The following is a 23,754-nucleotide window of genomic DNA, read 5'->3' on the forward strand; positions in this document are numbered from 1 at the left end:
CAGCCTCATCCGGCATTGCGCAGCAGCAGTTGCGTCATCAGCGCGCGCAGCGCGGGCGGCTTCACCGGCTTGGGCAGGAACCCCCAACCGCATTCCAGCGCGTGCGCGCGCAGCGTCTCGTCGCGCTCGGCCGTCACCAGGATCACGGGCGGCACGGCACGCCAGAGTCCGCACAATTGCGGATACAGGTCGGATCCTTCGATGCCGTCGAGGTGGGCGTCGAGCAGGAGCAGGTCCGGCACGCGCGCGCCGCCTGCGGCCGCGGCCTGCGCGGCGCCGCCGCCGCCGGCAAATTCCACCGCGCATTCCCAGCGGCGCAGCAGCACGCGCTCGGCCTCGCAGACATGCGCGTCGTCGTCGATGCACCATACGCGGCGTCCGCGCAGCGAGGAGTCGCCCTCGGTGTCGATCGGCACCGGAGGCGCCTGCGCGACCACGGCCGCGGGATCGCCGCACGGCACGGTGACCGAGAACACGCTGCCGTGCCCCAGCCGCGAGCGCAGGCCGATCGGATGCCCGAGCAGGCGCCCGATGCGTTCGACGATGGCGAGGCCGAGGCCGGTGCCGCGGTCGTGGGCGACGCCGTCGTCGAGCCGTCGGAACTCCTCGAAAATCTCCTGCTGCCGGCTTTCCGGGATGCCCGGGCCCTGGTCGTGGACCTCGATGCGGACGCCTCCGCCGGCGCGGCGGCAGCCGAGCAGAATGCGACCGCGCGCGGTGTAGCGGATCGCGTTGGACAGGAAGTTCTGCAGGATGCGCCGCAGCAGCGCCTCGTCGCTGCGCACGACGGCACCGGTCGCCATGCGCTGCAGGCGCAGGCCGCGGCTGGCGGCGACGACGCCGAACTCATGCCCGAGCGCTTCGAGCAGCGATTCCAGGCGGAAGTCGCGGACGCGGGTCTGCTGGCTGCGCGCCTCCAGCCTGGCGATGTCGAGCAGGCTGTTGAGGATCGCGTCCTGGGCCGCCAGCGCATTGTCGGCATGTTCGACGATGTCCTTCGCGTCGGAGTCGCCGGACCTGCCGCGCAGGGCGGACAGGAACATGCGCGCGGCGTTCAGCGGCTGCAGCAGATCGTGCACCGCCGAAGCGACGAAGCGGGTCTTGTAGCGGTTGGCGGCCTCGGCTTCGGCCTTGGCCGCGGCGAGGTCGCGGGTGCGCTCCTCGACGCGGCGTTCCAGCGCATCCGCGAGCGAACGCAGCTCGCGCGCCGCGTTCTTGTAGCTGGTGATGTCGGCGTAGCTGGTGACGAAGCCGCCCTCCGGCAACGGATTGCCGCGGATTTCGAGCACGGTGCCGTCCTGTTTCTCGCTCTCGCGCAGGTGCGGTTTGCCGCTGCGCAGGTGGCCCAGGCGGCGCTGGATCGCTTTCTCGATCGGCCCCGGCCCGAGCAGGCCGCGGCGCGCGTTGAAGCGGAACAGGTCTTCGATCGGCCGGCCCACCTGCAGCAGGTCGGGCGGAAAACCGAACAGTTCGGCGTAGCGCGAGTTCCACGCGACGAGTTTCAACTGCGCGTCGATGATGACCACGCCCTGCGGCAAGTGCTCCAGGCTGCGGCTGAGTCCGGCATCGGCACGTTGCGCCGCCTGCACGATACCGTCCTGCGCGGTGCGCAGTTCCTCGGCGTGCTGGCGCAGCACGGCCTCCAGTTCCTCGCGGCTGCGCTGACGATGGTGCGCAAGGCGCCGGCGCTGCTCCATGAACAGGATGAGGAACGCCAGCGCCAGCCATGCGCCCGCGGCCGCCAGCGCGGCGCTGCGGCCGGCGCCGACGACCTCGCCGGTGTCGTGCAGAAGGTGCAGGTGCCAGCGGCTTTCGCCGAGCGCCACCTCCTGCCAGAGCACCGGGCGCTTCAACGCCGGCGCTTCCGCCTCGACCAGACGCGAGTCGTCGCCGAGTTCGCGCAACGTCTGCATGCGTACCGGCAGCATCGCCTGTTCGGCGTACTGGCGCGTCTTGCCCAGTTCGCGCAGGTCGGTTTCGCCGAGCGGGCGCAGCGTGCGATAGCGCCATTCGTTGCGGCTGGCGAGGAACACCACGCCGTGCTGGTCGCTGACCAGGACGATGTCGGGCATGAGCAGCCATTCGCGCTCCAGCGCGGCCAGCTCGATCTTGATCGCGACGACTCCGAGCACGCGCCCGGAATTGTCGCGCACCGCCTGCGAAAGAAAGTAGCCGGGCGCGCCGGTGGTGAGACCGATGCCGTAGAAGTGGCCGCTGCCTTCGGCCAGCGCCTGCTGCACGTACGGGCGGAAGGTGTAGTCCTGCCCGACGTTGCTGGTCGGCAGGTGCCAGTTGCTCGCGGCCAGGGCGACGCCGTCGCGGCCGATCAGGGTCAGCGTCGACAGGTGGGCGACGTCGTTGGCGAGCTCCAGCTTGCGGTTCAGCGCGTCGCGCTGCGCGGGACTCAGCGGCGCGGACACCGCGGCGAGCAGATCCGGATCCAGCGCGAGGACCTGCGGCAGGCTGCGGTAGCGATCGATGTGCTGCTGCAGCGACTGCGCATACAGGCCGAGCTGGCGTTTCGCCTGGATCTGCTCGCTTTGCAGCGCGCGGCCCGCGGCGAACCAGTAGGCGGTCGACATCGCCAGCAGCATGCCGCCGACCACCAGCAGCACGAGCAGCGCCAAGCGATGTCTGTGGGCAATCCGCATGCGCGGGAAGTCTAGCGCGCGCCGCGCCGGCGCGACTAATACCAATAGGTTATCGGCAACGCGATGGTCGCGGAGTACAACTTCGCCGCGGCTGGCCTGCGCGCGGCGCATCGAACCCTCGGGCACAGGCGTTGCCATGTGCGGTGACAAACCCAGGCGCGGGCAGGGCGCGGCGGACCAAGAAGGGGAGATCGTGGGATCGAACAAACTTCAACCAGTGCTCGATGGCGATGGCCGCGGCGGCGATGGGCGGAGGGATCGCACCGGCCCGATGTCGTGCGGGCACGAGCGGCGGTCGCCGGTTCGCACGGTCCTCATCCGCGCGCTGTTCGCGTTGTCCATTTCCTGCGCGCTGTCGGGCATCTCGCCCGCAGTGCGCGCGGACGCGCAGGCGACGCGCGCGCAAGCGTCCTTCGATGCCGGCGATTTGCCCGCATACGAGTCGACCGGCCGCGTCTCGGGCACGATCCGCAACGCCGGCTTCGGGCTCGGCGGCGTGCTGAAGAAATGGGAGGACGCGTTCCGCAAGCTGCACCCCGACGTGCAGTTCGACGACAAGCTGCCGACCAGCGACTACGCGATTCCGGCGCTCGTCACCGGCAGCGCCGATCTCGGCCCCGACGGCGGCGAGCCGAGCATCACGGAAACCTTGTCGTTCTTCGAAGTGTTCGGCTATCACGTGACTGCGGTCGTCGTCGCGACCGGCGCCTACGAGGTCGAGGGCCGCTCCAACGGGCTGATCGTCTACGTCAATCGCGACAATCCGATCCGCCGGCTCACGCTCAAGCAGCTCGACGGCATCTTCGGCGCCGAGCGCAACGGCGGCCTGGACGGGTTCAAGTGGATGCTCGGCCGCGAGCGCGGCAGGGAGGGCGACATCCGCACCTGGGGCCAGCTCGGATTGAAAGGCGAATGGACGGATGCGCCGATCCAGACCTACGGCCATGCGCCGTCGGGCACGTCGCGTTTCTTCCAATTGAAGGTGCTCGGCAACAGCGACAAGTGGAATCCGAACTACCGCGAATACGTCGAGACCGGCAGCAAGATGATCGGCAGCGACGATCCAGGACAACGAGGCGGCCTGCAGCACATGCTCGCCGACGAACTGGCGCACGACAAATTCGGCATCGCCTGGACGGTCGAGCCGCAGGCGCGCAAGGTCGAGGGGCTCCGGGCCGTCGCGCTCGCGGAGTCCGAGGCCGGCCCGTACGTCGCGCCGAGCCGGCAGAGTTTCCAGAACCGCAGCTACCCGCTCGCCCGCAACATCTACATCTACCTCAATCGCGCTCCGCGGAAGCCGGTCGAACCCAGGCTGCGCGAATTCCTTCGCTTCATCCTGAGCCGTGAAGGACAGCAGATTCTCGCCGACGACGGCAACTACCTGCCGCTGACGTCGAAGCTCGTGCGCGAGGAGCGCGCCAAGCTCGACTAGGTTTTCCTTTTCCGTTCCACCAGCCGCTAGCCCAACGGAGTCACAACGAAATGCCGACACTCGATCAAATCCGCTGCTACACCGCCTGTTCCCTCGCGGCCGCTCTTGCCGTGCTGGTGTCGAACGCGGCTCTCGCGCAGGCCCCGGACGTCAGCCAGCTTCCCGCCTACAAGCCCGAATTCAAGGTGCAGGGTTCCTTGCGCATCGCCGGCAGCGAACTCAAGGGCAACATCGATCTGCTCGTCGAGGGATTCAAGAAGTTCCAGCCCGACGCGGTCGTGTCGACCAATTTCCAGACCAGCAGCGAAGGCGCGCTCGGCATGATGTACGCCGGTGTCTCCGACATCGCGCCGATGGGCGACGACGCGAAGATCACCGACCAGATGCCGTTCTACACCTCCTACCGCTACGTGCCGACCGAAATCTCGATCGCGACCGGCGGCTACGAGAAGCGCGGCACGCTGTGGCCGATGGCGATCATCGTCAACAAGGACAATCCGATCGCCAAGCTCAGCATGGCGCAGCTCGACGGCATCTTCGGCTCCGAGCGTTCGGGCGGGTGGGCGGTCAACGAGGACGCGACGCACAACCTGCTGTTCACCGCGAAGTATGCGCGCGGACCCGAAAAAAACATCCGCACCTGGGGCCAGCTCGGCCTGACCGGCGAGTGGGCCAACCAGCAAATCCGCACGCACGGCTACGTCGCGCCCGGATTCGCGATCAATTTCCAGCGCAAGGTGATGCATTGGTCGACGAAATGGAATCCGAATTTCATGGAGTATGTCGAGGCGAAAGAAGCGCCCGACAACGCCGAGGGCCGCGCGGTGAACAGCGACCGCATGCTCGAGGCGATCACCAAGGACAAATACGCGATCGGCTTCGGCGCGATGATGCACGTCAACGGTTCGTGCGTGAATCCGGACGGGTCCAAGTGCACGGCCTATCCCAACGTCAAGGTGCTGCCGCTGTCCGCTTCCGCGAACGGAAACGCCGTCGCGCTCACCCCCGACACGGTCGCCAACCGCAGCTATCCGCTGACCCGCGACGCGTTTGTCTATGTCGACAAGCCGCCCGGCCGCGCCCTCGATCCGAAGGTGCGGGAATTCCTGCGCTTCGTCCTCAGCCGCGAAGGGCAGGCGATCATCGCCAAGTCCGGCATCTACACGCCGCTGCCGGCGAGCTACGCAAGCGAGCAACTCAAGAAGCTCGACTGACGCGAACCGGGAAGATGCGTGCAACGATGAAGAAGTCGCCGGGTGGAACCGCATCCCGAGCGGCCGCCGACGGCGCGAGGTGATCGGGCACGGGCAGGACTGTTTGCCCGTGCCGCCGCTCCGGCGAAACAACCGGCGAAACTGGAGGGAAGCAAATGAGGCGGAATTTCGGACGCATCATCCTCGCATTCTCGATGCTCTGCGCGGCCGGTCAGGCGACGGCGCAGGAGGCGAAGCAGGCGGACACAGCGGACGGCTGCGATGCCGCCTGCGCCGCGCAGTCCCAGCCCACCGAGCAATCGAAGAAGCTGCCGCAGGGTTCGGCCGCCGAGCGCAAGGCGCGCATGAACGAGCGTGCGAACGCGAAGTCGTACACGAAGACGTTCGACCTGAGCGGGTTGCCGCATTACGTGCCGCAGGAAAAAGTCAGCGGCACGCTGCGCGTCAGCGGCAACAACTACGTCGATTTTTCCCCGCTCGGCAAATGGTGGAAGGAGGCGTTCGAAAAATACCAGCCCGGCATCCGCATCGAGTACAACCTGCCGACCGCGGCGATCGCGGTGCCGACGCTGTATCTCGACCTCGCCGACATCGGCATCAATCACGAGCCGAGTTTCTACGACGGACTCGCGCATCTGCGCGTCAAGGGCACCGAGCCGGTCGGCATCTCGGTGCTGACCGGTTCCTACGACTACGTGGGCTGGCAGAACAACATCGTCATCATCGTCAACGAAAAGAACCCGCTCGCCAAGATCACGATGCCGCAGCTCGACGGCATCTTCGGCTCGGTGCGTGACGGCGGCTGGGTCGGCCAGACCTGGCATCCCGAGTTCGCGCGCGGCGCCGACAAGGACATCCGCACCTGGGGGCAGATGGGCCTCGCCGGCGAATGGGCAGACAAGCCGATCCACGTGCACGGTTTCGCGATCCGCTACGCGACCGCGACCGAGTTCGGCGCCAAGGTGCTGCAATCGAGCGACAAGTGGAACGGCGACCTTCACACCTACGCGAACTTCAAGAAACCCGACGGCCGCACCTATCTCGAGGCGAACCAGATCTTCGACCACGTCAAGGCCGATCCCTACGCGATCGGCTACATCCGCTTCCATCAGGGATTTCCGCCCGGCGTGCGCATCCTCGACGTCGCCCGGGACGCGAACAGCCCGGCCGTCAAATACACGATCGACAGCTTGCAGGACCGCAGCTATCCGCTCTGGGGCGACCAGTCGTTCTGGCTCAGCCTGAGGCCGGGGCAGGCGCTCGATCCCAAGGTCCGCGAGTTCACGCGCTTCGTGCTGAGCCGCGAAGGCCAGGAACTCGTGCAGCGCGACGGCAAGTACCTGCCGCTCAGCGCGGCCGTCGCGAAAGAGGAATTGCGCAAACTCGAAAAGATCGGCGTCCCCGCCGCGTCCAGCACCAGAACCGGAGGCTCACCATGATGCAACCCACCCTTCTCGGCGCGACCCTGCTGCTTCTGGTCGCCGGCGCGAGCGCGCAAGAGCCCGCGGAGAAAACCGCACCGGCCCAGGGCCAGAGTGAAGACAAGGCCGCCGCGGAAAGCGCACCGACCAATGCCAAGCGCAGCATCTGGACGCTCAACGTCACCGGCTTCCGCAAGGAGCACGGAAAGAACGGCGGCTACACCAAGAAATGGGACCTTTCCGACCTGCCGCACTACCAGCCGAAGCGGCAGGTGCAGGGCACGCTGCGCATCTGGGGCAGCAATTATCTGAAAGACGGACCGCTCGGCGGCTACTGGGCCGAGGCGTTCAAGAAGTTCCAGCCCGGCGTCACGATCGAATACAACCTGCCGACCGCGGGCATCGGCATTCCCGCGCTGGCGGGCAAGGTGGCCGATCTCGCCGTCGGTCGTCCGGCGACGCTCATGGACCACTTGACCTTTGAGCAGGTCTTCCACTACGGACTCACCGAGATCAACGCCGCGACCGGCTCGTTCGACGTCTACGGCTGGTCGCCGGCATTCATCATCCTCGTGCACAAGAGCAATCCGGTCACCCGGATCAGCATGAAACAGCTCGACGGCGTGTTCGGCACGGCGCGCAACGGCGGCTACGAAGGAAGCACTTGGCACAACGAGTATCCGTACAAGCGCGGCGCCGAGGAAAACATCCGCACCTGGGGCCAGCTCGGCGCCACCGGCGGGTGGGCGAACAAACCGATCCACCCCTGCGGCCAGAGCCCGCGCGCGAATATCCAGGTGGTGTTCCAGAACCTGGTGCTGCGCGGCAGCGACCAATGGGTCGAGGGCTACCGCGCCTTCGCCAACTATGCGACGCCGGACGGCAAGATCGCTTCGTGGAGCAAGCAGGTGCTCGATGCCGCGGAGAGCGATCCGCTGTCGATCTGCATCGCCTCGCCGTTGTCGCTTGGTCCCAACCTGCGTGAACTCGCCGTGCAGGGATTCAACGGCGGTGCCTACGTGCAACGCACGCTGGAAACGGTGCGCGACCGCAGCTATCCGCTGATCAACGACATCTATTTCTTCGCGGACAAGCCGCCGGGCAAGGCGATGGAGCCGAAGGTCGAGGAATTCCTGCGCTTCGTCCTCAGCCAGGAGGGGCAGCAGGAGATTCAGCGCGAAGGCCGCTATCTGCCGCTTACGGGTTTCGTCGTGAAGGCGATGCTGGCCAGACTGGAGCCGGGCGCGAAATGAGGCGCGTGGCGGCCTTCGAGCCGGAAAAGCGGCTCGAATCCGCGCCTCGTCCGCGGGCGGTTTGAATGCGAACGCCGGTCCCCCGCCAAACGCCGCGTCCGTCGAAGGCGGCCAAGCGGTGGGCGGCCCTGGCGTGCTGCGTTGCGTTCCCGCTCTTCGCGCATCCGCTTGCGGCGTCGTCGCCGAAGTTCACCCCGCCGCCGACGCTCGAATCGATTCCGCCGCAGCCGGCCGCGCGCGACAGCTACGAGGCGCGGCTCGTCGCGACGATGGCTGCGTATGTGCCGCAGACGCGGGTGACGGGAACGATCCGCCTCTGGGGTCACGGCAACCTCAAGCTGCCGTGGATGCGCCATCTCGTGATGCTGTGGCAGGAGGGCTTTCGCAGGTTCCATCCGGGCGTGACGTTCGATTACCAGATGCACGGCACCTCCTCGGGCGTGCCGTCGCTGTTCAACGGCACGGGCGACGTGGCCATTCTCGGCGAGGAAATCCTGCCCGAAGCGGTACGGGCGTTCGAGCACGTGAAGCGCTATCCGCCGCTCGCCGTCGAGATCGTCACCGGCAGCGTCGACGTGCGCAACTTCGACTACGCGCAGCAGTTCTTCGTGCATAAGGACAATCCTCTGGCACGAATGACGCTGCAGCAGCTCGACGCGGTGTTCGGCGCCGAGCACCGGCGCGGGCCGAAGAACATCCGCACCTGGGGCGAACTCGGCCTGAGCGGCGACTGGGCCGACAAGCCCATCCATCTCCATGGCTGGGCGATCGACGACAGCTTCGGCGCGTATCTGCAGGAATATCTCCTCGGCGGCAGCCATCGCTGGAACTGCGCGCTGCACGAGTACGTGCATCAGTCCCAAGCCGACGGCAGCATCTACGACCACGGCCAGCAGATACTCGATGCGCTCGAGAACGACCGCTACGGCCTCGCCGTGTCGAACATCCGCTATGCGGGAGCCAAGGTCAAACCGCTGGCGATCGCCGCGACCGCCGCGGGACCGTTCTACCAGGCGACCAAGCGGACGCTGGTCGAACATCGCTATCCGCTCGCGCGCACGATCCCGGCCGTCGTCGACCGCCAACCCGGCCTGCCGATCGATGCGAAGGTGAAGGAATTCCTGCGTTACCTGTTGAGCCGCGACGGCCAGGAAATGGTGATCCGCGACGGCCGCTATCTGCCGTTGTCGCCCGATCTGATCGCCGAGCAGCTGAGCAAGCTCGAATGAAGGCGAGGTACGCTGCGCGGCTTCGCGGTCTCGTGTCGTGTGCGCTGATGCTCTGCGCCGCCGCAGCGACGGCAGCGCAGGGTGACGCATCGGCCTTCGCACCGCAGCCGCTGCCCGCGGGCACGCTGCGCATCTGGGGGCATCCGTCGTTCGCGGGCGTGGTGCAGCGCTGGGCCGAAGGCTTCCGCCGCTTCCATCCGGAGATCGCCGTCGTGCCGCAGCTCATGGGCAGCGATACTGCCGTGCCCGGACTCTACGGCGGCCGTGCCGACATCGCCCTGCTCGGCCGCGAACCGAACATCACCGACGAGAACGGTTTCCTGCGGCCGAAGCAATATCGGTACACGCTGGTCGAGCCGATGAGCGGCAGCCTCGACATGAACGCCATGTCAGCGGCGCTCGCGGTGCTCGTGCATCGCGACAACCCGGTGCGCAAGATGACGTTGCGCCAGCTCGAACGCATCGCCGGTTGCGGCGGGGCGCGCGATGAACATGGCACGCTCACTTGGGGAGAGCTGGGCGCCCACGGCGATTGGGCCGACAAACCGGTGCGGCTGTATCTGATCGACATTGAAAGCGGCACGGGGCTTTTTCTGCTGAGCCGGATCACGCACGGCAGCCGTCGCCTCGCCTGGAACCGCGTCGAGGACTTCACCGACCGACGCCGCGCCGACGGTTCGACGGATCGTGCCGCCGAACAAGCCGCTGCCGCGCTGCGCGCCGATCGTTACGGCATTGCCGTGTCGACGCTGCGCGCGGCGACGCCCGGGCTGGCGCCGGTGGCGCTTGCGGCAGAAGCCGGCGACCGGTTCGTGTTGCCGACGCGCGAAAGCGTCGTCGACCGCAGCTACCCGTTGGCGCGGCGCACCTACGCCGTCGTCGACCGCGCGCCCGGAAAACCGGTCGATCCGAAGGTGCGCGAGTTCCTGCGCTATGCGTTGAGCCGCGAAGGCCAGGCCGATATCGAGCGCGAACCCGGTTACTTGCCGCTCTTCGCCGCGGTGCGCGATGCGCAGATGAAGATTCTCGACCGGCCGTAACTCCCTTCAGCTTCGCGAGGCGTTTCCGATGAGGTATCACCGCTCCCTTCTGTTGTATTCGGTCCTGGCGTCGCTTGCGGGTTTTGCGGCGCCGGCGCGCGCCGCCGAAGGTTCGCAGGATCCGCTCGAGATGCAGCGCGCACGCGCGGCCTGGCTCGCCGCGAAATCCAACAAGGTCTACTACGCGCCGCAATTCGACTTGAGCGCGCTGCCTGCCTATCGGCCGCAGCAGAAGCTTTCGGGCACGATCCGCCACTGGGGTTCGAACTATCTCGCCGACAGCACGCTCGCCAAGTGCCTCGAAGACGGCTTCCGCAAATTCCAACCGGATGTCACCTTCGAGGACAACCTGAAGAGCACTTTCATCGGCATGGCCTCGCTCTACATGGATCGCGCCGACGTCGCCGCGATGGGTCGCAAGGCGACGTGGGAAGAGACGCAGGCGTTCCAGCGCGTGTTCGACAGCCGGCCCGTCGAGATTGCGATGGCCACCGGCTCGCTCGACATTCCGGGCTGGACCTGGGCGCTGACGCCGGTGCTGCACAAGGACAATCCGCTCGCGAAGCTGACGCTGGAACAGCTCGACGGCATTTTCGGCGCGCAGCGCGACGGCGGCTGGAAAGGCAACGAGTGGGATCCGCAGGCGGCGCGCGGACCGGAGAAGAACATCCGCACCTGGGGCCAGCTCGGCCTGACCGGCGCGTGGGCGAACAAGCCCATTCACGTCTACGGCTACAACCTCAACTATCACTTCCCGCGCGACTTCGCCGAGAGGGTGATGGGCGGCGGCTACAAGTGGAACGAGACGATGCGCGAGTTCGGCAACGCTGCCTCGGCCGACGGCAAGCTGATCAGCGCCGGCGATCTGTTGATCAAGGCCGTGGCCGAGGACAAGTACGGCATCAGATACACGAGCATCAAGTATCTCGATGCACGGACCAAGACGGTGCCGTTGGCCAGAAACGCGGCCGGCCCGTTCCTGATGCCCACGCTGCAGACCGTGCAGAGCCGCGCCTATCCGCTCACGCGGGAAGTGTACTACTACACATTTCAGAATCCGGGCCGACAGATGAACCCGCGCGTCAAGGAATACCTGCGTTTCGTGCTCAGCCGGGAGGGCCAGGCCTGCGTGCAGAGCGACGGCAAGTACCTGCCGATGACGGCGGCGTTCGCGGCCGAGCAGCGCGCCAAACTCGAAGCGGGCGGCAAGGCCGCGAAGGCGGATGGAGGGTAGCGACGAAAACCCGCGCGGCGCGCTCCATCGGAACGCCTGCGCTATTTCGGCAGTTCGTCGAGTGCGCGCAGCTGGCGCCGCGCGGCTTCCTTTGCGAGCGGGAGATAGCCGTCCTGATCGGCCGCGAGCGCGCGTTGGCCCTCGGCGCCGAGGACATGGCGCAGAAATTCCCCGACCGTCGCATCGGGCGCCGCGTGCGCAGGCACGTTGATGTAGGCGTAGAGCGAACGGCGCAGCGGATAGACGCCATCGGTCAAGGTCGATCGCGTCGGCCGCTGAAACTCGCCGTCGCTCCTGAGCGCGAGCGCCTTTACCCGGGCATCCGCATAGGCCAGATCGGCGATCGCCATGCCGTAGCGGTCCTTGGCGAGTGCGCGCAGCACGTCGCGGGCGGCCACGTCGATGCCGCCCGGCGTGCGCGCGGGCTCGGCGAATTCGTCGAGATTCTCCCAGTTCAGCTTGCTGTCGCCGCCGAGCACGCGCGCGCGGAATAACGCGCCGCTGCCGCTTTCGCTGTCCGGCGCGTAGAGATGAATCCGGTGCCGCGACCACTTGCCGCCTGCGCCGAGATCGCCCCAATGGCGGATGCTGCGCGCGCCCTGCGCGGATGTCGCGCCGAACACCGACGCGAGCGTCGCGAAATCGATGCGGGTCAGCGGATTGTCGCGATGCACGAACACGGCGAGCGCGGGCGAACGCCCCGGGCTGGCGAGACTGCCGGCGGCGACCTCGATGCGCGTGGGCCGGTAGTGGAACACCCATTCGAACGCCTTGACCTCCGCGTCGGTCGCCTCGCGCCCGATCAGCGCGATATCGGCCTGGCCGGTATACAGGCCGGCCATCGCGATATCGCTTCCGGTCAGGTGCGCGACCACGCGCGCGTCGCGAAACCCGGTTTGCCAGCGGCCCACGATGTCCGCGGCGCGCGGCGTGCCCCATATGCGCAGCATGCCGGACGGCGACTGCCAAGGCGGCGGCGCGATCGGCTCGGCGCCCGTGCAAAGACAGGCTGGCGATGCGAATGCCAGGGCGAGGGCGAACGCGCGAGCGCGCTTGCGCGCCGCGGCGGGACGCACTGCGGTCCTTCCTGTCATTGCTCCAGCTTCCCGATCTGCGCCTCGCGCGCACGCCGGTCGAGCGGCAGGTAGCCGCTGCGTTCGACCAGCAGCGATTGGCCCTCGCGGCTGAGCACGAAACGCAGGAACTCCTCGACCGCAGGCGCGAGCTTGCCGCCCGGCGGTCGATCGACGATCGCCGGGATGATGCGCACGAGCGGGTAGCTCCGGTCGATCAGACTCGACGTCGTCGCGCGTGCCGACGGCCCGCCGTCGCGCCAGGCCAGGGCGATCGCCTTCACGCCCGGGCGCGCGTAGCGCACGTTCGAGATCGCGATGCCGTAGCGGTCCTGCGCGAGCGCGTCGAGGATCCGTTGCCCCTGGTCGTATTGGCTGCCGTCGGCACGCACGCCGTGGACGTATTCGCGAACGTCGGGGTTCCAGCGGTGGCTGTCCTCGAGCACGCGCTCGCGGAAGAACAGGCCGAAGTCCTCGTCGGTCTTCCACGAGTACGGCGTGATGCGGTGCCCGGCCCATGCGCCGCCGAGGCCGAGTTGCGACCAGTCGCGGATGTTGCGGTCGCCGCGCCGGTGCTGCTCGCCGAAGATCGCGTCGAGCTGGCGCAGCGACAGGCATTCGAGCGGATTGTCCGCGTGCACGAAGATCATGTGCGCGTAGTCGAAATAGTTGGTGTCGACGCTGCCGGTGGCGATTTCGATCCCGGTCGGGGCGTAGCCTTTCGCGCGGCGGAAAGCGCGCGCGGCCGCCGGACTGATTTCCTCGCCGAGCAGGGCGATGTCGCCGGCGCCCGTGTAGAGTGCGCCGACCGCCGATGCCGTGCCGTACATGCGATAGTCGAAACGGACGTCCGGTTGCCGGCGGTGAAAGGCCTCGATCCACGCGCGCACGAGATCGCCCATGAAGTCGCGCTTGGCGCTGCCGTGGCCCCAGAGCCGGATCGTGCCGGTCACCTTGCGCGTCGGCGCGTAGTCCGGAAACTGATCGATCGCCTTTTCGGCAATCTTGTTGCGATTGTCTTCACCGCCTGTTGGCGGACTGCATTGCGACAATGATGCGGAAGATGCACCCGGGCCTGCGGCCTGCCGTTCGGCAAGGGCGGGATCGGACGCCGCCGCCACGACGCCCTGCAAAAGTAAAAACGCGCCGAGCCATGCATGCCCGATCGAAGTGCGGGATCCTGGCATGATGGCGTCGGCGCAGGAGGCAATCAGAACTTGGCGCGGAACGAAAGCGTGAAGCTGCGCGGTGCCCCGGGAATGATCATCACCTGCGGGGTCGAACCCGTGGCCGGGTAGTAGGTACGATCGAACAGGTTGTTGAGCTTGAGGTTGATGGTGTAGTTGTCGTGCTCGTAGGCGAGGTCCATATCCGCGACCGTATAACCCGGCATGTGGATGAGCAACGGCGCCTGATTGGACGGCGTGTTGCCCGCGTAGCTGCTGTTGTAGACGAAACCCGCACCGATCGAGAAGCCGTTGTCGAAGTTGTAGCGCGACCACAGGTTGGCGCTGTCGTCTGGCGCGTTCTGCAGCTTCTTGCCGATTTGTATCGGCTGGTTCGATGCCGTCACGCGGGCATTGTCATGCGCATAGCCGAAAATCAACTGCCACTGCTTGGTCACGGCGAAGTTGGTTTCGAACTCGAGGCCGTCCGACTGCGCGGCGCCGACCTGGATCCAGCACTGGCCGTAGGCGGCGCAGCTGTAGCTCTGCATGATGCCCGTCTGTTCGATGCGATACACCGCCAGCGTCGCGGTGAGGCGCCCGTCGAGCAACTTGTCGCTCTTCACGCCGGCTTCGTACTGTTTGCCTTCGGTGGGAGCAAAAGGACTTTTGCCGTTGATATCGAAATATGTCGGGTCGACTGGGACGTAGGACTCCGAGTAGCTCGCATAGAGCGTCCAGTTCTTGTTCGGCTGGAACAGCACACCGGCCATCGGCAGCAGAGACTTCTTGAGGGTCTTGTTGTAATCCGGCGCCGGCGGATTGATGGAAACCGCCGTGGAATCGTCCTTGAAATTGCGCGCGCCGAGCGAAACCTTCCAGCGTTCGCCGATGGAGATCAGGTCGGAAACGTAGAACGCGGTCGTCGTGTCCTTGTTGATGTTGTTGGTCAGCGACGTCGCCGGCCCCGCCGGAATCGTGTCCCATTGCGGCACCCGGTAATACACCGGGTTGTAGACGTTGATGTTGAAGCAATAGGCGCCCGGGCAGGTGCTGTTGTAGAACTTCGAGCGGTTGTTGTTGATCGAGTAGTCTTCGATGGTCGTGCCGACGACGATCTTCTGCGAAATGGGGCCGGTTTCCAGCGGAATCGCCAAGTTGGTATCGAAGGTCTTGTTGCTGCGCGCGGTATTGAGGGCGCGGGCGCGGCGCTGCAGGGTCACGCCGTCGGCGAGGACGTTGACGGCGCTGAAGTCGGTCTGTTCGGTCGAATAGTCGACGTAGCGGTAGGCCGCGTTCCAGACCCAGTTGTTGGCAAACGTATGGTTGAACTGCAGCGTGGCGGTGGTGCCTTCTTCCAATCGGTTCGTGCCGGGTTCGCCATAGTAGGTGTTGATAGGTGCAACGTTGGCGACATTCCAGCCCGGGGCGACGAGGTAGGTATCGATGCGGCCCTTGTCCTTGCGGTATTCGACCTGGGCCAGCAGTTGGGTGGATTCGTTGATGTTCCAGGCGACGCTCGGCGCCAGATAGCGCGAGCGGTCGTAGTTGAAATCGCGGAAATTGTGGTTGTCGTTGAACTCGCCGAGGAAGCGATAGTTGAACAAGCCTTCGCTGTCGATGTGGCCGGCCGTGTCGAAATCGAAGTGGTATGACGGGTCGTCGCCGATACCGAGGCCATGGCCCGCGTAGCCGCTGGTGCTGACGCCGAAGTCGTAAACCGGATCGAACTGCGGTTTCTTGGTCACCAGGTTGAGGAAGCCGCCCGGCTGGTTCTGGCCGTACAGCACGGACATCGCGCCGCGCACCAGTTCGATGCGATCGAGGGAGACGGTCGGGGGCGAACTGAAGCGCTCGGACAGGCCCGGCAGGCCGTCGACGAGGATCGCGTTCATGTCGGTGCCCGAACTCTGGAAGCCGCGCAGCGTCATGTCCATGCCGGTCTGGCCGGCCAGTTTGACGCCGGTCATATGGCCGAACACGTCGGCGAGCGTGTAGGCTTCGAGCGACTTGATCAGCTCCTCGCTGTAGCTCTGCACGGAGAACGGCGTGTCCATGACGGCCACGTCCATCTTCATCGCGCTCTTGGCGTCGGCTTTGGTGAATTTCTGCTCGACCGTGATCGTGTCGAAGTCCTGCGTTTTCTTCTCGGTCTGCGCGTCTGCGGGCTGAGCGGATTCTGCGCCGCTGACAGTCTCTTCGGCCACGGTGACGGTGTTGGCGAGCAACAGGACGGCAATGGAATACGCAAGTGGTTTACGCGAAAGCATGTTCTTCGTCTCCCCGAACGATTTGTTGGAATGATTTCCGGTTCCCGTACTCTGCGTACAGCCGGGCCCGACGTTCTCGTTCTTATGTTCCGCAGCCCGATCCGGCCGCGCCGACCAACGGCTTGCTGAAAGGGCGAACCCGCAAAATGCTTCGCTCCATCAGGCGGACAGCGAATCCGAAGTGAGGTGCGGTGGCTGTTTCCAAGCCTCCGGCCGAATGATTCTTGCTCTAAGTCCTTTCGTGTTCCGGCTTCTCTTCGTCGGCGAGATTTTTATCCCAGGCCGGGCCGCTGCCCAATAACACATTCGTATTAGGGGAAGTGGGAGCTGCGGTTTTCAGGCGTAAACGCCTGTTTGCGAAGGCGCGGCGGCAGGCCGGCGTTCGCCGCATTGGCCCCGATACGGGGAAAGCCAGGGCGGCCGGACGTCTTGGGTCGGCTATCCCCGCCGGTGGCGGGGTGGGAACGGAAACGGCTGTCGTTTCAAACGGGCTGGACGGGTGCGGGCGAGGAATCCGCGCGCGATCGAGCGGTCAGTCCGTCGAACCACAGGTACAGCACCGGCGTGATGTACAGCGTGATGAACTGCGAGAACAGCAGGCCGCCGACGATGACGACGCCGAGCGGCTGGCGCAGTTCGGCGCCGGCGCCGAAGCCGAGCGCGATCGGCAGCGCGCCGGCGAGCGCGCACAGCGTGGTCATCGTGATCGGACGGAAGCGCAGCAGGCAGGCCTGGCGGATCGCCTGCCCGGGCGGCAGCCCGCGCGTGCGCTGCGCGTCGAGGGCGAAGTCGATCATCATGATCGCGTTCTTCTTGACCACGCCGATCAGCAGCAGCATGCCGATCATTGCGATGAAGCTCAATTCCATGCCGAGCAGGCGCAGCGCGAGCAGGCCGCCGACCGCCGCCGAAGGCAGGCCGAGCAGGATCGTCAGCGGATGGACCCAGCTCTCGTAGAGCACGCCGAGGACGAGATAGATCGTGGCGAGCGCGATCGCGATCAGCCAGAGCTGGCTCGTGCGCGATTTCTCGAACAGGCCGGCCTGGCCGCCGAAGCTGCCGAAGACCGTCTGCGGCAGGTTGATCGCCGCGCGCGCGGCATTGATCGCATCGGCGGCGTCGGACAGCGACTTGCCGTTGGCGAGCTCGAACGAATAGCTGATCGCCGGCAGCTGCGCCTTGTGCGCGACCACGGTCGTGCCGTTGCCGCGCGTGATGCGGGCGAAGGCGTCGAGCGGGATCAGCGCGCCGTTGCTGCCGCGCACGCGGATGCGCGATATGTCGGTCTCGTCGCGGCGCGATTCGTCCTTCAGTTCCATGATGACCTGGTAGGACGCGTCGGACGCGTAGATCGTGGACACCTGGCGCGTGCCGAACGCCCCGTTGAGCGTGGTGCGCAGGCTGGCCATGTCGACGCCGAGCTGGGCGGCCTTGTCGCGGTCGATGTCGATGTGCGCCTCGAGGCCGTTGGTCTCGTAGTCGGTGTCGATCTGCGCGAAAGCGGGCGACTTCGACAGTTCGGCGAGCAATTTCTTCGACCACAGTTCGAGGTCGTCGCCGCCGACCGATTGCAGCGTGTACTGGAAGGCGCTGTCCGAGGTGCTCGCGCCGACCTTGAGGTTCTGCACCGGGCTGAAGCTGACGCTGACGCCGGGCAGGCGCGCGGTTTCCGCGCGCAGGGTGTCGAGCACCTGCGGCATCGGCGGACGCTGGCCGCGCGGCTTGAGATCGATCGTCAGCGCGGTCGTGTCGTGGTCGACCTTGGAGGCGACGGTGGCGATCGCCGGATCGGCGAGCAGGCCCGCCTGGACCTTGTGCATGACTGCGACGCGGCCTTCGTAGGACATGTCTTCGCCGGTCTTGATCTTGACCGCGATCTGGCCGGTGTCTTCCTGCGGGAACAGGCCCTTCGGCGCGGCGAGGTAGAGGACCGCGGTGAGCGCGACGGTCGCGGTGCCGGCGAGCAGGACCAGGTTGCGATGGGCGAGCGCCCGTTCGAGCGTGCGCCGGTAGAGATCGAGCACGCGCGCGAAGCCGGCTTCGAAGGCGCGGTTCCAGCCGCGTGCGTCGTCGTGCTCCGGCGCCGTCTTGATCAGCATCGGCACGAGCACGGGGATCAGGGTCAGTGACACCGCGGCGGAGACGAGGATCGCGAGCGAGACGACGATGGCGAACTCGCGGAACAGCGCGCCGCTCAGTTCGTGGGTGAGGAACAGCGGGATGAACACCGCGACCAGCGAGACCGAGATCGACAACACCGTGAAGCCGACCTCGCGCGCGCCGCGCCGCGCGGCGTCGCGCGGCGACAGCCCTTCCTCCATGTAGCGCATGATGTTCTCGAGCACGACGATGGCGTCGTCGACGACGAGGCCGACGGCGACGGTCAGGCCCATCAGCGAAATGTTGTCGAGGCTGAGGCCGGCCCAATACATCAGACCGAACGTGGCGAACAGCGAGATCGGCAGGCTGATCGACGGCACCAGCGCGGCGCTCGCGTGGCGCAGGAACAGCAGGATCACCATGACGACGAGCGCGATCGTCAGCACCAGGGTGACGTTGACGTCGTGGATCGCGTCGCGGATCGATTGCGAGCGGTCGCCCATGAGGCGGATGCGCACCGAGCTCGGCAGTTCCGAGCGCAATTGCGGCAGCGTCGCGCGGATCGCATCGATCGTTTCGACGACGTTGGCGCCGGGCTGGCGCTGGATTTGCAGCAGGATCGAATCGGTGCCGTTGATCTCGCTGTTCTTCTGCGTGTTCTCGATGCTGTCGTAGACGCGGCCGAGGTCGGCGAGACGAATGGTCTGGCCGCTGCGCATGGCGACGACGACGTTGGCGAAATCCGCGGCTTTCATCAGGCCCTTCGGCATCTGCAGCGAGAGCATCTGGCGCGGGTTGTCGAGCTGGCCGAGCGGGGTGACCGAGTTCGCCGTCTTCAGCGCGTTGCCGACGTCGATCAGCGAGAGGTCGAGCGAGGCGAGGCGCTCGGGATCGATCTCCGCGCGCACGGCGAAGCGCTTGCCGCCCTTGACCACGATCTGGGCGACGCCGTTGATCGTCGACAGCGTCGGCACGACGAGGTTTTCGACGTAGGCGTTGAGGTCGCTGAGCGGCAGCGTGGACGAATTCAGGCCGATCAGCAGGATCGGCGCGTCGCCCGGGTTGATCTTGCTGTAGGTCGGCGGGTTCGGCATTTCCGCGGGCAACTGGCGGCCCATGCGGAACAGCGCGGCCTGCACGTCGACCGCGGCGGCGTCGATGTCGCGGCCGAGATCGAATTCGAGCTGGATGCTGGTCTCGCCCTGGATGCTTTCGGAGGTCGAACCGATCAGGCCGGGAATCGTCGAGAACTCCTTTTCCAGCGGCGTCGCCACCGACGTCGACATGTTCTCCGGGCTGGCGCCCGGCAGCTTGGCGCTCACTTCGATCACCGGCGTTTCGACTTTCGGCAGCGCCGAGATCGGCAGGTTGAGCCAGCAGACCACGCCGGCGACGACGACGGCGAGCCACAGCATCGTCGTCGCGACGGGGCGCGACAGGGCAAGGCCGGCGAGGTTCATTTGGCGGCTCCGCCGGCGTTGGCCGCCGTCGCCGGCGCGGCCGATTTGTCGATCGCCACGGCGACGCCGTCGCGCAGGCCGCGCGCGCCTTCGACGACGACGGTGGCGCCGTTGTCGAGGCCTTCGACGACGGCGTTGTTGTCCTGGATGCGCAGCAGCCTGACCGGGTGCAGCGCGACCTTGTCGTCGGCGCCGAGCTGGAAGACGAAATGGCCTTCGGGTCCTTCGAGCACCGCCTGCGGCGGCAGCACGACCGAACCCTTGCTGGTGCCCGCGTTGAGCGCGACGCGCGCGTAGGCGCCGGGCCACAGATGGCGGTCCGCGTTCTCGAACGTCGCCTTAAGGCCGATCGTGCCGGTGCTGGCGTTGACGCGGTTGTCGATGAAGCTGAGCTGGCCGGTGCGCCGGGTGCCGTCGTCGAGATCGATGCCGACCTGGGTGGCGCCGGCCGCGTGCGCGTCGCGCACCGCGGCCAGGTTGCGCTCCGGTAGGGTGAATTCCACCGAAATCGGATCGAACTGGACGATGCTCACGAGCGCCGCGGTATCGCCGGGCTGGGCGAGGCTGCCCGGATGCACGGCGAGCGCGCCGGCCTTGCCGGCGATCGGCGAGACGATGCGCATGTAGCCGACGCGCACGCGCGCGCTTTCGACGTCGGCGAGCGCCGCCTTGTATTGCGCCTGCAGCGATTCGGCCTTGCTGCGCGCGGTGTCGACCACGGCCGCCGACATGAATCCCGACTTGACCAGTTGCAGCGTGCGGTTGAGGTCGCGCGTGGCGTCGTCCATCTGCGCGCGGATCTGGTTGGCGTTGGCCTCGGCGCGGCGCAACTGCGCGACGACGTCGGCGGCGTCGAGCTCGAACAGGAGCTGCCCCGGCTTCACCTCGTCGCCTTCGCGGAAATTCACCGTGCGGATTACGCCCGCCACCAGCGGCCGGACGTCGACCTGGTTGAGCGGCACGATATGGCCCTGCGCGGCGAACAGCACCGGCAGGTCGAGCGTGCGCGAGGTGGTGACGCCGACCAGCGGCGGCGGCTTGCCGGCGGACTTGGCCTTGTCCGCGGCGGCCCAGGGGTTCCACACGAAAACGGCAGCGGCGGCCAGGACCAGAACCGCGAGACCGAGGATGGGGCGGGACGATTTCTTCATGGTCGCTTGTCGGCAGGAGGGAAGTGGAAAGTCGCGTTGGTGCGGGAGCCGGGCGCCGCGGACGCGGAATGCGTCCGCGGCACCATCGAGGGCAAGGAAGGCCGCGCTGCGCTCAGCGGCGGTTCGCCTTCGGCGCCTTCACTTCGCGCGACAGCAGTTCGCCGGTCTTGCGGTCGTACACGAGCTTGACCTTCTGCGCGTTGGCGTCGCGTCCCTCCACTTCGACGAGGCGGCCCTGACCCTGCACTTCGAAGTCGTTGACCTGGATGCCTTCGGCGCTGGCGCGGCTTTCGATTTCGTCGAGGCTCAGCAGGCCCGGGGCGGCCGCCGAAGCGGATGTCTGCGCGCCGGCGCCGAACACGAGCACGAGGGCGGCGAAAACGGCATAGGCGGCGAATTTGGTATTGATGGTGAGCATGGCTAAACTCCTCTGCATGGGTGGTTGCCGGTGACGGCGACGCCATCCTGACCAAACCAAGCTGACGCGAAGCCCGTGGCCGGCGTCAGGCAAATGTCAGTGCTCCGCTGGCAGGGTGCGCGCCATGAAGACACGCAGAACGTTCATCGCCTTGCTTCCCGCGCTCGTGCTTGCCGCGAATGCCGCGCATGCGCAAGACCATGGCGCGCAGGACAAGGCCGCCGCGAAGGCGCGCAAGAAACAGGCGCAGCAGGAGGCGTTCGCGGCGATGCAGCGCGGCGAGATCCTGCCGCTGACGAAAATCCTCGCGATCGCGCAATCCAGTGTCGCGGGCGACGTGGTCGAGGTCGAGTTCAAGGGCGGCCCGGTCTACGAGGTCAAGGTGCTGACCGCGAGCGGCCGCGTGCGCGAGGTCGTGCTCGACGCGCGCAACGGCAACGTGATCAAGATCGAGGACGAGTAGTGCGGGCGCTCCTGGTCGAAGACGATCCCGACGTCGGCGCCGACGTGGCCGACGCGCTGCGCAGCGCCGGCTTCGTCGTCGACCTGTGCACGAACGGCGAGGAGGCTTGGTTCAAGGGCGACGTCGAGGACTACGAAATCGCCGTGCTCGATCTCGGCCTGCCGCGTCTCGACGGACTTTCCGTGCTGCGCCGCTGGCGTTCGGCGGGGCGCAATTTCCCCGTCCTGATCCTGTCCGCGCGCGGCGACTGGACCGAGAAGGTGCAAGGCATCGAAACCGGTGCCGACGACTACCTGGCCAAGCCGTTCGAAATGGGCGAACTCATCGTGCGCGTGCGCGCTCTCGTGCGCCGCGCGGCCGGCCGCGCCTCGTCCGTACTCGCTTGCGGCCGGCTCATGCTCGATACGCGGCGCATGTCGGCGACGCTCGACGGCAAGCCCGTGGCCCTGTCGCCGCTCGAATTCCGCTTCTTCGACTATCTGGCGCACCAGGGCGATCGCGCCGTGTCCGCAGGCGAACTCGCCGAGCATCTCTACGGCGTCGCGGAATCGGGCGACACCAACGCGATCGAGGCGCTGGTGATGCGGCTGCGGCGCAAGTTCGGCGCCGACGTGGTGCAGACGCGGCGCGGTTTCGGCTACGTGCTCGCGAGCCCCGCCGGATGACGCGCTCGCTGCGCCTGCGGCTGCTCCTCGGTGCGGCGGCCGCGGTGTTCGTCGCGATGTTGCTGGCCTGGGTGGTCATGTCGGTGCTGTTCGCCCACCACATCGAGCGGCGCGCGGCGCGCGAGCTGACCTACGATGCGGTCGAACTCGTCTCCAAGCTCGGCATCGGCGCCGACGGCGTGCCCGTGGCCGACGATCCGCCGCACGACTCGCGCTTCGAGACGCCCGACAGCGGCTACTACTGGCAACTGACGACGAAGCAGGGCGCGCTGCGCTCGCATTCGCTTTGGGACGAATCGCTGCCGTCGCCCATTGCCGCCGCCATGCCGGCGACCGCGTCCGCACGCTGGGCGTCGCGCTATGCGCCGGGCCCGTTCGGCCGCCGCGTGTTCCTGATCGAACGCAGCGTGCGTCCCGACCGCAGCGGCGACGGCGTGCTCGTGCAGGTCGCGGTCGACGAGGCGCAATTGAGCAGCGTGCGCCGCGAGTTCGGTCGCGAACTCGCGCTGTTCCTCGCCTTGCTCTGGGCCGTGCTGCTCGGCGCGGCCTGGGTGCAGGTGCAGCTCGGGCTGCGTCCGCTGCAGCGCGTGCGCGAGGAGCTCACCGCGCTGCGCCGCGATCCGTCCGCGCGCCTCGGCGCGGTGCATCCGGTGGAAATCGCGCCGCTGACCGCGGCGATCAATGATCTCGCCGAAGCGCGCGAACGCGATCTCACGCGTGCGCGCCGCCGCGCCTCCGATCTGGCCCATTCGCTGAAGACGCCGTTGGCCGCGCTGAGCGCGCAGAGCCGGCGTGCGCGCGCGGCCGGCGCGACCGAAGCGGCGGACGGCCTCGACCGCGCGATCGCCGCCGCGTCGGCCGCGGTCGAAACCGAACTCGCGCGTTCGCGCGCCGCCGCGATCCGCGATACGACGGACACGCAGGAGTCCTCGCCCCAGCTCATCGCCGAGCGCGTGATCGGCGTAGTCGAGCGCACCGAGGCCGGCGCGCGCATCGTGTTCGAGGTCGAGATCGACGCAGGCCTGCGCGCGCCGATCGCCGAGGACGATCTCACCGAAATCCTCGGCGCGCTGATCGAGAACGCCGCACGCTTCGCGCGCCGGCGCGTGCGTGTTTCGGGCGCGTGCGCCGCCGGTCTTTCGCTCGTCGTCGAGGACGACGGCCAAGGCCTCGACATCAGCGCCGAAACCGCGCTGATGCGCGGCGGCCGCCTCGACGAAGCGGGCACGGCGCACCACGGCCTCGGCCTGTCGATCGTGCGCGACCTCGTCGAGGCGACCGCGGGCGAGATCGCGCTCTGTCGCTCGGAGGAACTTGGCGGCCTGCGCGTGGTGTTGACATGGCGCGCGGGGAAAACCGCGCGCCGATAAGCTTGGAAAAAGCCCGCTGCGCTCGTCGCGCGGCCGGCGTCACGTATTTCGCCGGGCGGCGCATGCGTCGTGGATGGCGTTCAAACCCGCGCAAGTGAGGGCGGTGCTGCGGCCCTTGGCCAGCACGGCTTCGCGAGTGTCTTG

17 protein-coding genes are annotated in these 23,754 nt (G+C 67.1%); 10 read left to right on the forward strand and 7 right to left on the reverse strand.

Annotation, left to right across the window (positions count from 1 at the left end):
* Positions 1–5: 5 nt before the first annotated feature.
* Entirely contained in the window at positions 6–2,651 is a 2,646-nt protein-coding gene (locus QM741_RS07190; protein WP_415207038.1) for a PAS-domain containing protein, read from the reverse strand.
* Between the two features lie 334 nt (positions 2,652–2,985).
* On the opposite strand from QM741_RS07190, the gene QM741_RS07195 reads away from it, so the two are divergent.
* From QM741_RS07195 to QM741_RS07225, 7 genes are all read left to right on the forward strand, one after another.
* Positions 2,986–4,083, forward strand: coding sequence for a PstS family phosphate ABC transporter substrate-binding protein (locus tag QM741_RS07195; RefSeq protein WP_415207039.1), 1,098 nt, complete (start codon positions 2,986–2,988; stop codon positions 4,081–4,083).
* Positions 4,084–4,133: 50 nt separating this feature from the next.
* Positions 4,134–5,297 carry a PstS family phosphate ABC transporter substrate-binding protein gene (locus tag QM741_RS07200; RefSeq protein ID WP_415207040.1) on the forward strand — a complete coding sequence of 388 codons (1,164 nt, stop codon included), beginning with the start codon at positions 4,134–4,136 and terminating at the stop codon, positions 5,295–5,297.
* 155 nt (positions 5,298–5,452) lie between these two features.
* Entirely contained in the window at positions 5,453–6,736 is a 1,284-nt protein-coding gene (locus tag QM741_RS07205) for a PstS family phosphate ABC transporter substrate-binding protein (RefSeq protein WP_415207041.1), read from the forward strand.
* A complete protein-coding gene (locus tag QM741_RS07210; protein ID WP_415207042.1) occupies positions 6,733–7,971 on the forward strand; it encodes a PstS family phosphate ABC transporter substrate-binding protein in 1,239 nt (412 codons plus the stop codon). Before QM741_RS07205 ends, QM741_RS07210 begins: the two co-directional genes overlap by 4 nt.
* Before the next feature lie 65 nt (positions 7,972–8,036).
* A complete protein-coding gene (locus QM741_RS07215; RefSeq protein WP_415207043.1) occupies positions 8,037–9,200 on the forward strand; it encodes a PstS family phosphate ABC transporter substrate-binding protein in 1,164 nt (387 codons plus the stop codon).
* Positions 9,197–10,240, forward strand: a complete 1,044-nt coding sequence (locus QM741_RS07220; protein ID WP_415207044.1) for a PstS family phosphate ABC transporter substrate-binding protein — start codon at positions 9,197–9,199, stop codon at positions 10,238–10,240. Before QM741_RS07215 ends, QM741_RS07220 begins: the two co-directional genes overlap by 4 nt.
* A gap of 28 nt (positions 10,241–10,268) precedes the next feature.
* Positions 10,269–11,474 (forward strand): PstS family phosphate ABC transporter substrate-binding protein, encoded by a 1,206-nt coding sequence (locus QM741_RS07225; RefSeq protein WP_415207045.1) that lies wholly within the window; start codon positions 10,269–10,271, stop codon positions 11,472–11,474.
* Between the two features lie 41 nt (positions 11,475–11,515).
* Here QM741_RS07225 and QM741_RS07230 read toward each other — a convergent pair whose 3' ends face one another.
* The 6 genes from QM741_RS07230 to QM741_RS07255 all read right to left on the reverse strand — a co-directional run bounded on the left by QM741_RS07230 (position 11,516) and on the right by QM741_RS07255 (position 21,112).
* Entirely contained in the window at positions 11,516–12,568 is a 1,053-nt protein-coding gene (locus QM741_RS07230) for a PstS family phosphate ABC transporter substrate-binding protein (protein WP_415207046.1), read from the reverse strand.
* A complete protein-coding gene (locus QM741_RS07235) occupies positions 12,565–13,734 on the reverse strand; it encodes a PstS family phosphate ABC transporter substrate-binding protein (RefSeq protein ID WP_415207047.1) in 1,170 nt (389 codons plus the stop codon). The genes QM741_RS07230 and QM741_RS07235 overlap by 4 nt, the downstream gene beginning before the upstream one ends.
* Before the next feature lie 23 nt (positions 13,735–13,757).
* Entirely contained in the window at positions 13,758–15,983 is a 2,226-nt protein-coding gene (locus tag QM741_RS07240) for a TonB-dependent siderophore receptor (RefSeq protein WP_415207048.1), read from the reverse strand.
* Positions 15,984–16,465: 482 nt separating this feature from the next.
* Positions 16,466–19,543: an efflux RND transporter permease subunit gene (locus QM741_RS07245; RefSeq protein ID WP_415207049.1), complete on the reverse strand. Its 3,078-nt coding sequence runs from the start codon at positions 19,541–19,543 to the stop codon at positions 16,466–16,468.
* Entirely contained in the window at positions 19,540–20,694 is a 1,155-nt protein-coding gene (locus QM741_RS07250) for an efflux RND transporter periplasmic adaptor subunit (RefSeq protein ID WP_415207050.1), read from the reverse strand. Before QM741_RS07250 ends, QM741_RS07245 begins: the two co-directional genes overlap by 4 nt.
* 112 nt (positions 20,695–20,806) lie before the next feature.
* On the reverse strand, positions 20,807–21,112 hold the full coding sequence (locus QM741_RS07255; protein WP_415207051.1) for a PepSY domain-containing protein: 306 nt from the start codon (positions 21,110–21,112) through the stop codon (positions 20,807–20,809).
* A 124-nt stretch (positions 21,113–21,236) separates the two neighbouring features.
* Between QM741_RS07255 and QM741_RS07260 the strand changes: the two genes are divergently transcribed.
* The 3 genes from QM741_RS07260 to QM741_RS07270 are packed head-to-tail and all read left to right on the forward strand — an operon-like array spanning position 21,237 to position 23,610.
* Positions 21,237–21,575 (forward strand): PepSY domain-containing protein, encoded by a 339-nt coding sequence (locus QM741_RS07260; RefSeq protein WP_415207052.1) that lies wholly within the window; start codon positions 21,237–21,239, stop codon positions 21,573–21,575.
* Positions 21,575–22,240: a response regulator transcription factor gene (locus QM741_RS07265; RefSeq protein ID WP_415207053.1), complete on the forward strand. Its 666-nt coding sequence runs from the start codon at positions 21,575–21,577 to the stop codon at positions 22,238–22,240. Before QM741_RS07260 ends, QM741_RS07265 begins: the two co-directional genes overlap by 1 nt.
* On the forward strand, positions 22,237–23,610 hold the full coding sequence (locus QM741_RS07270; RefSeq protein ID WP_415207054.1) for a sensor histidine kinase: 1,374 nt from the start codon (positions 22,237–22,239) through the stop codon (positions 23,608–23,610). Before QM741_RS07265 ends, QM741_RS07270 begins: the two co-directional genes overlap by 4 nt.
* Positions 23,611–23,754: the final 144 nt, after the last annotated feature.

The organism is Rudaea sp. (assembly GCF_047601565.1).
Taxonomy (GTDB): Bacteria; Pseudomonadota; Gammaproteobacteria; order Xanthomonadales; family Rhodanobacteraceae; genus Rudaea.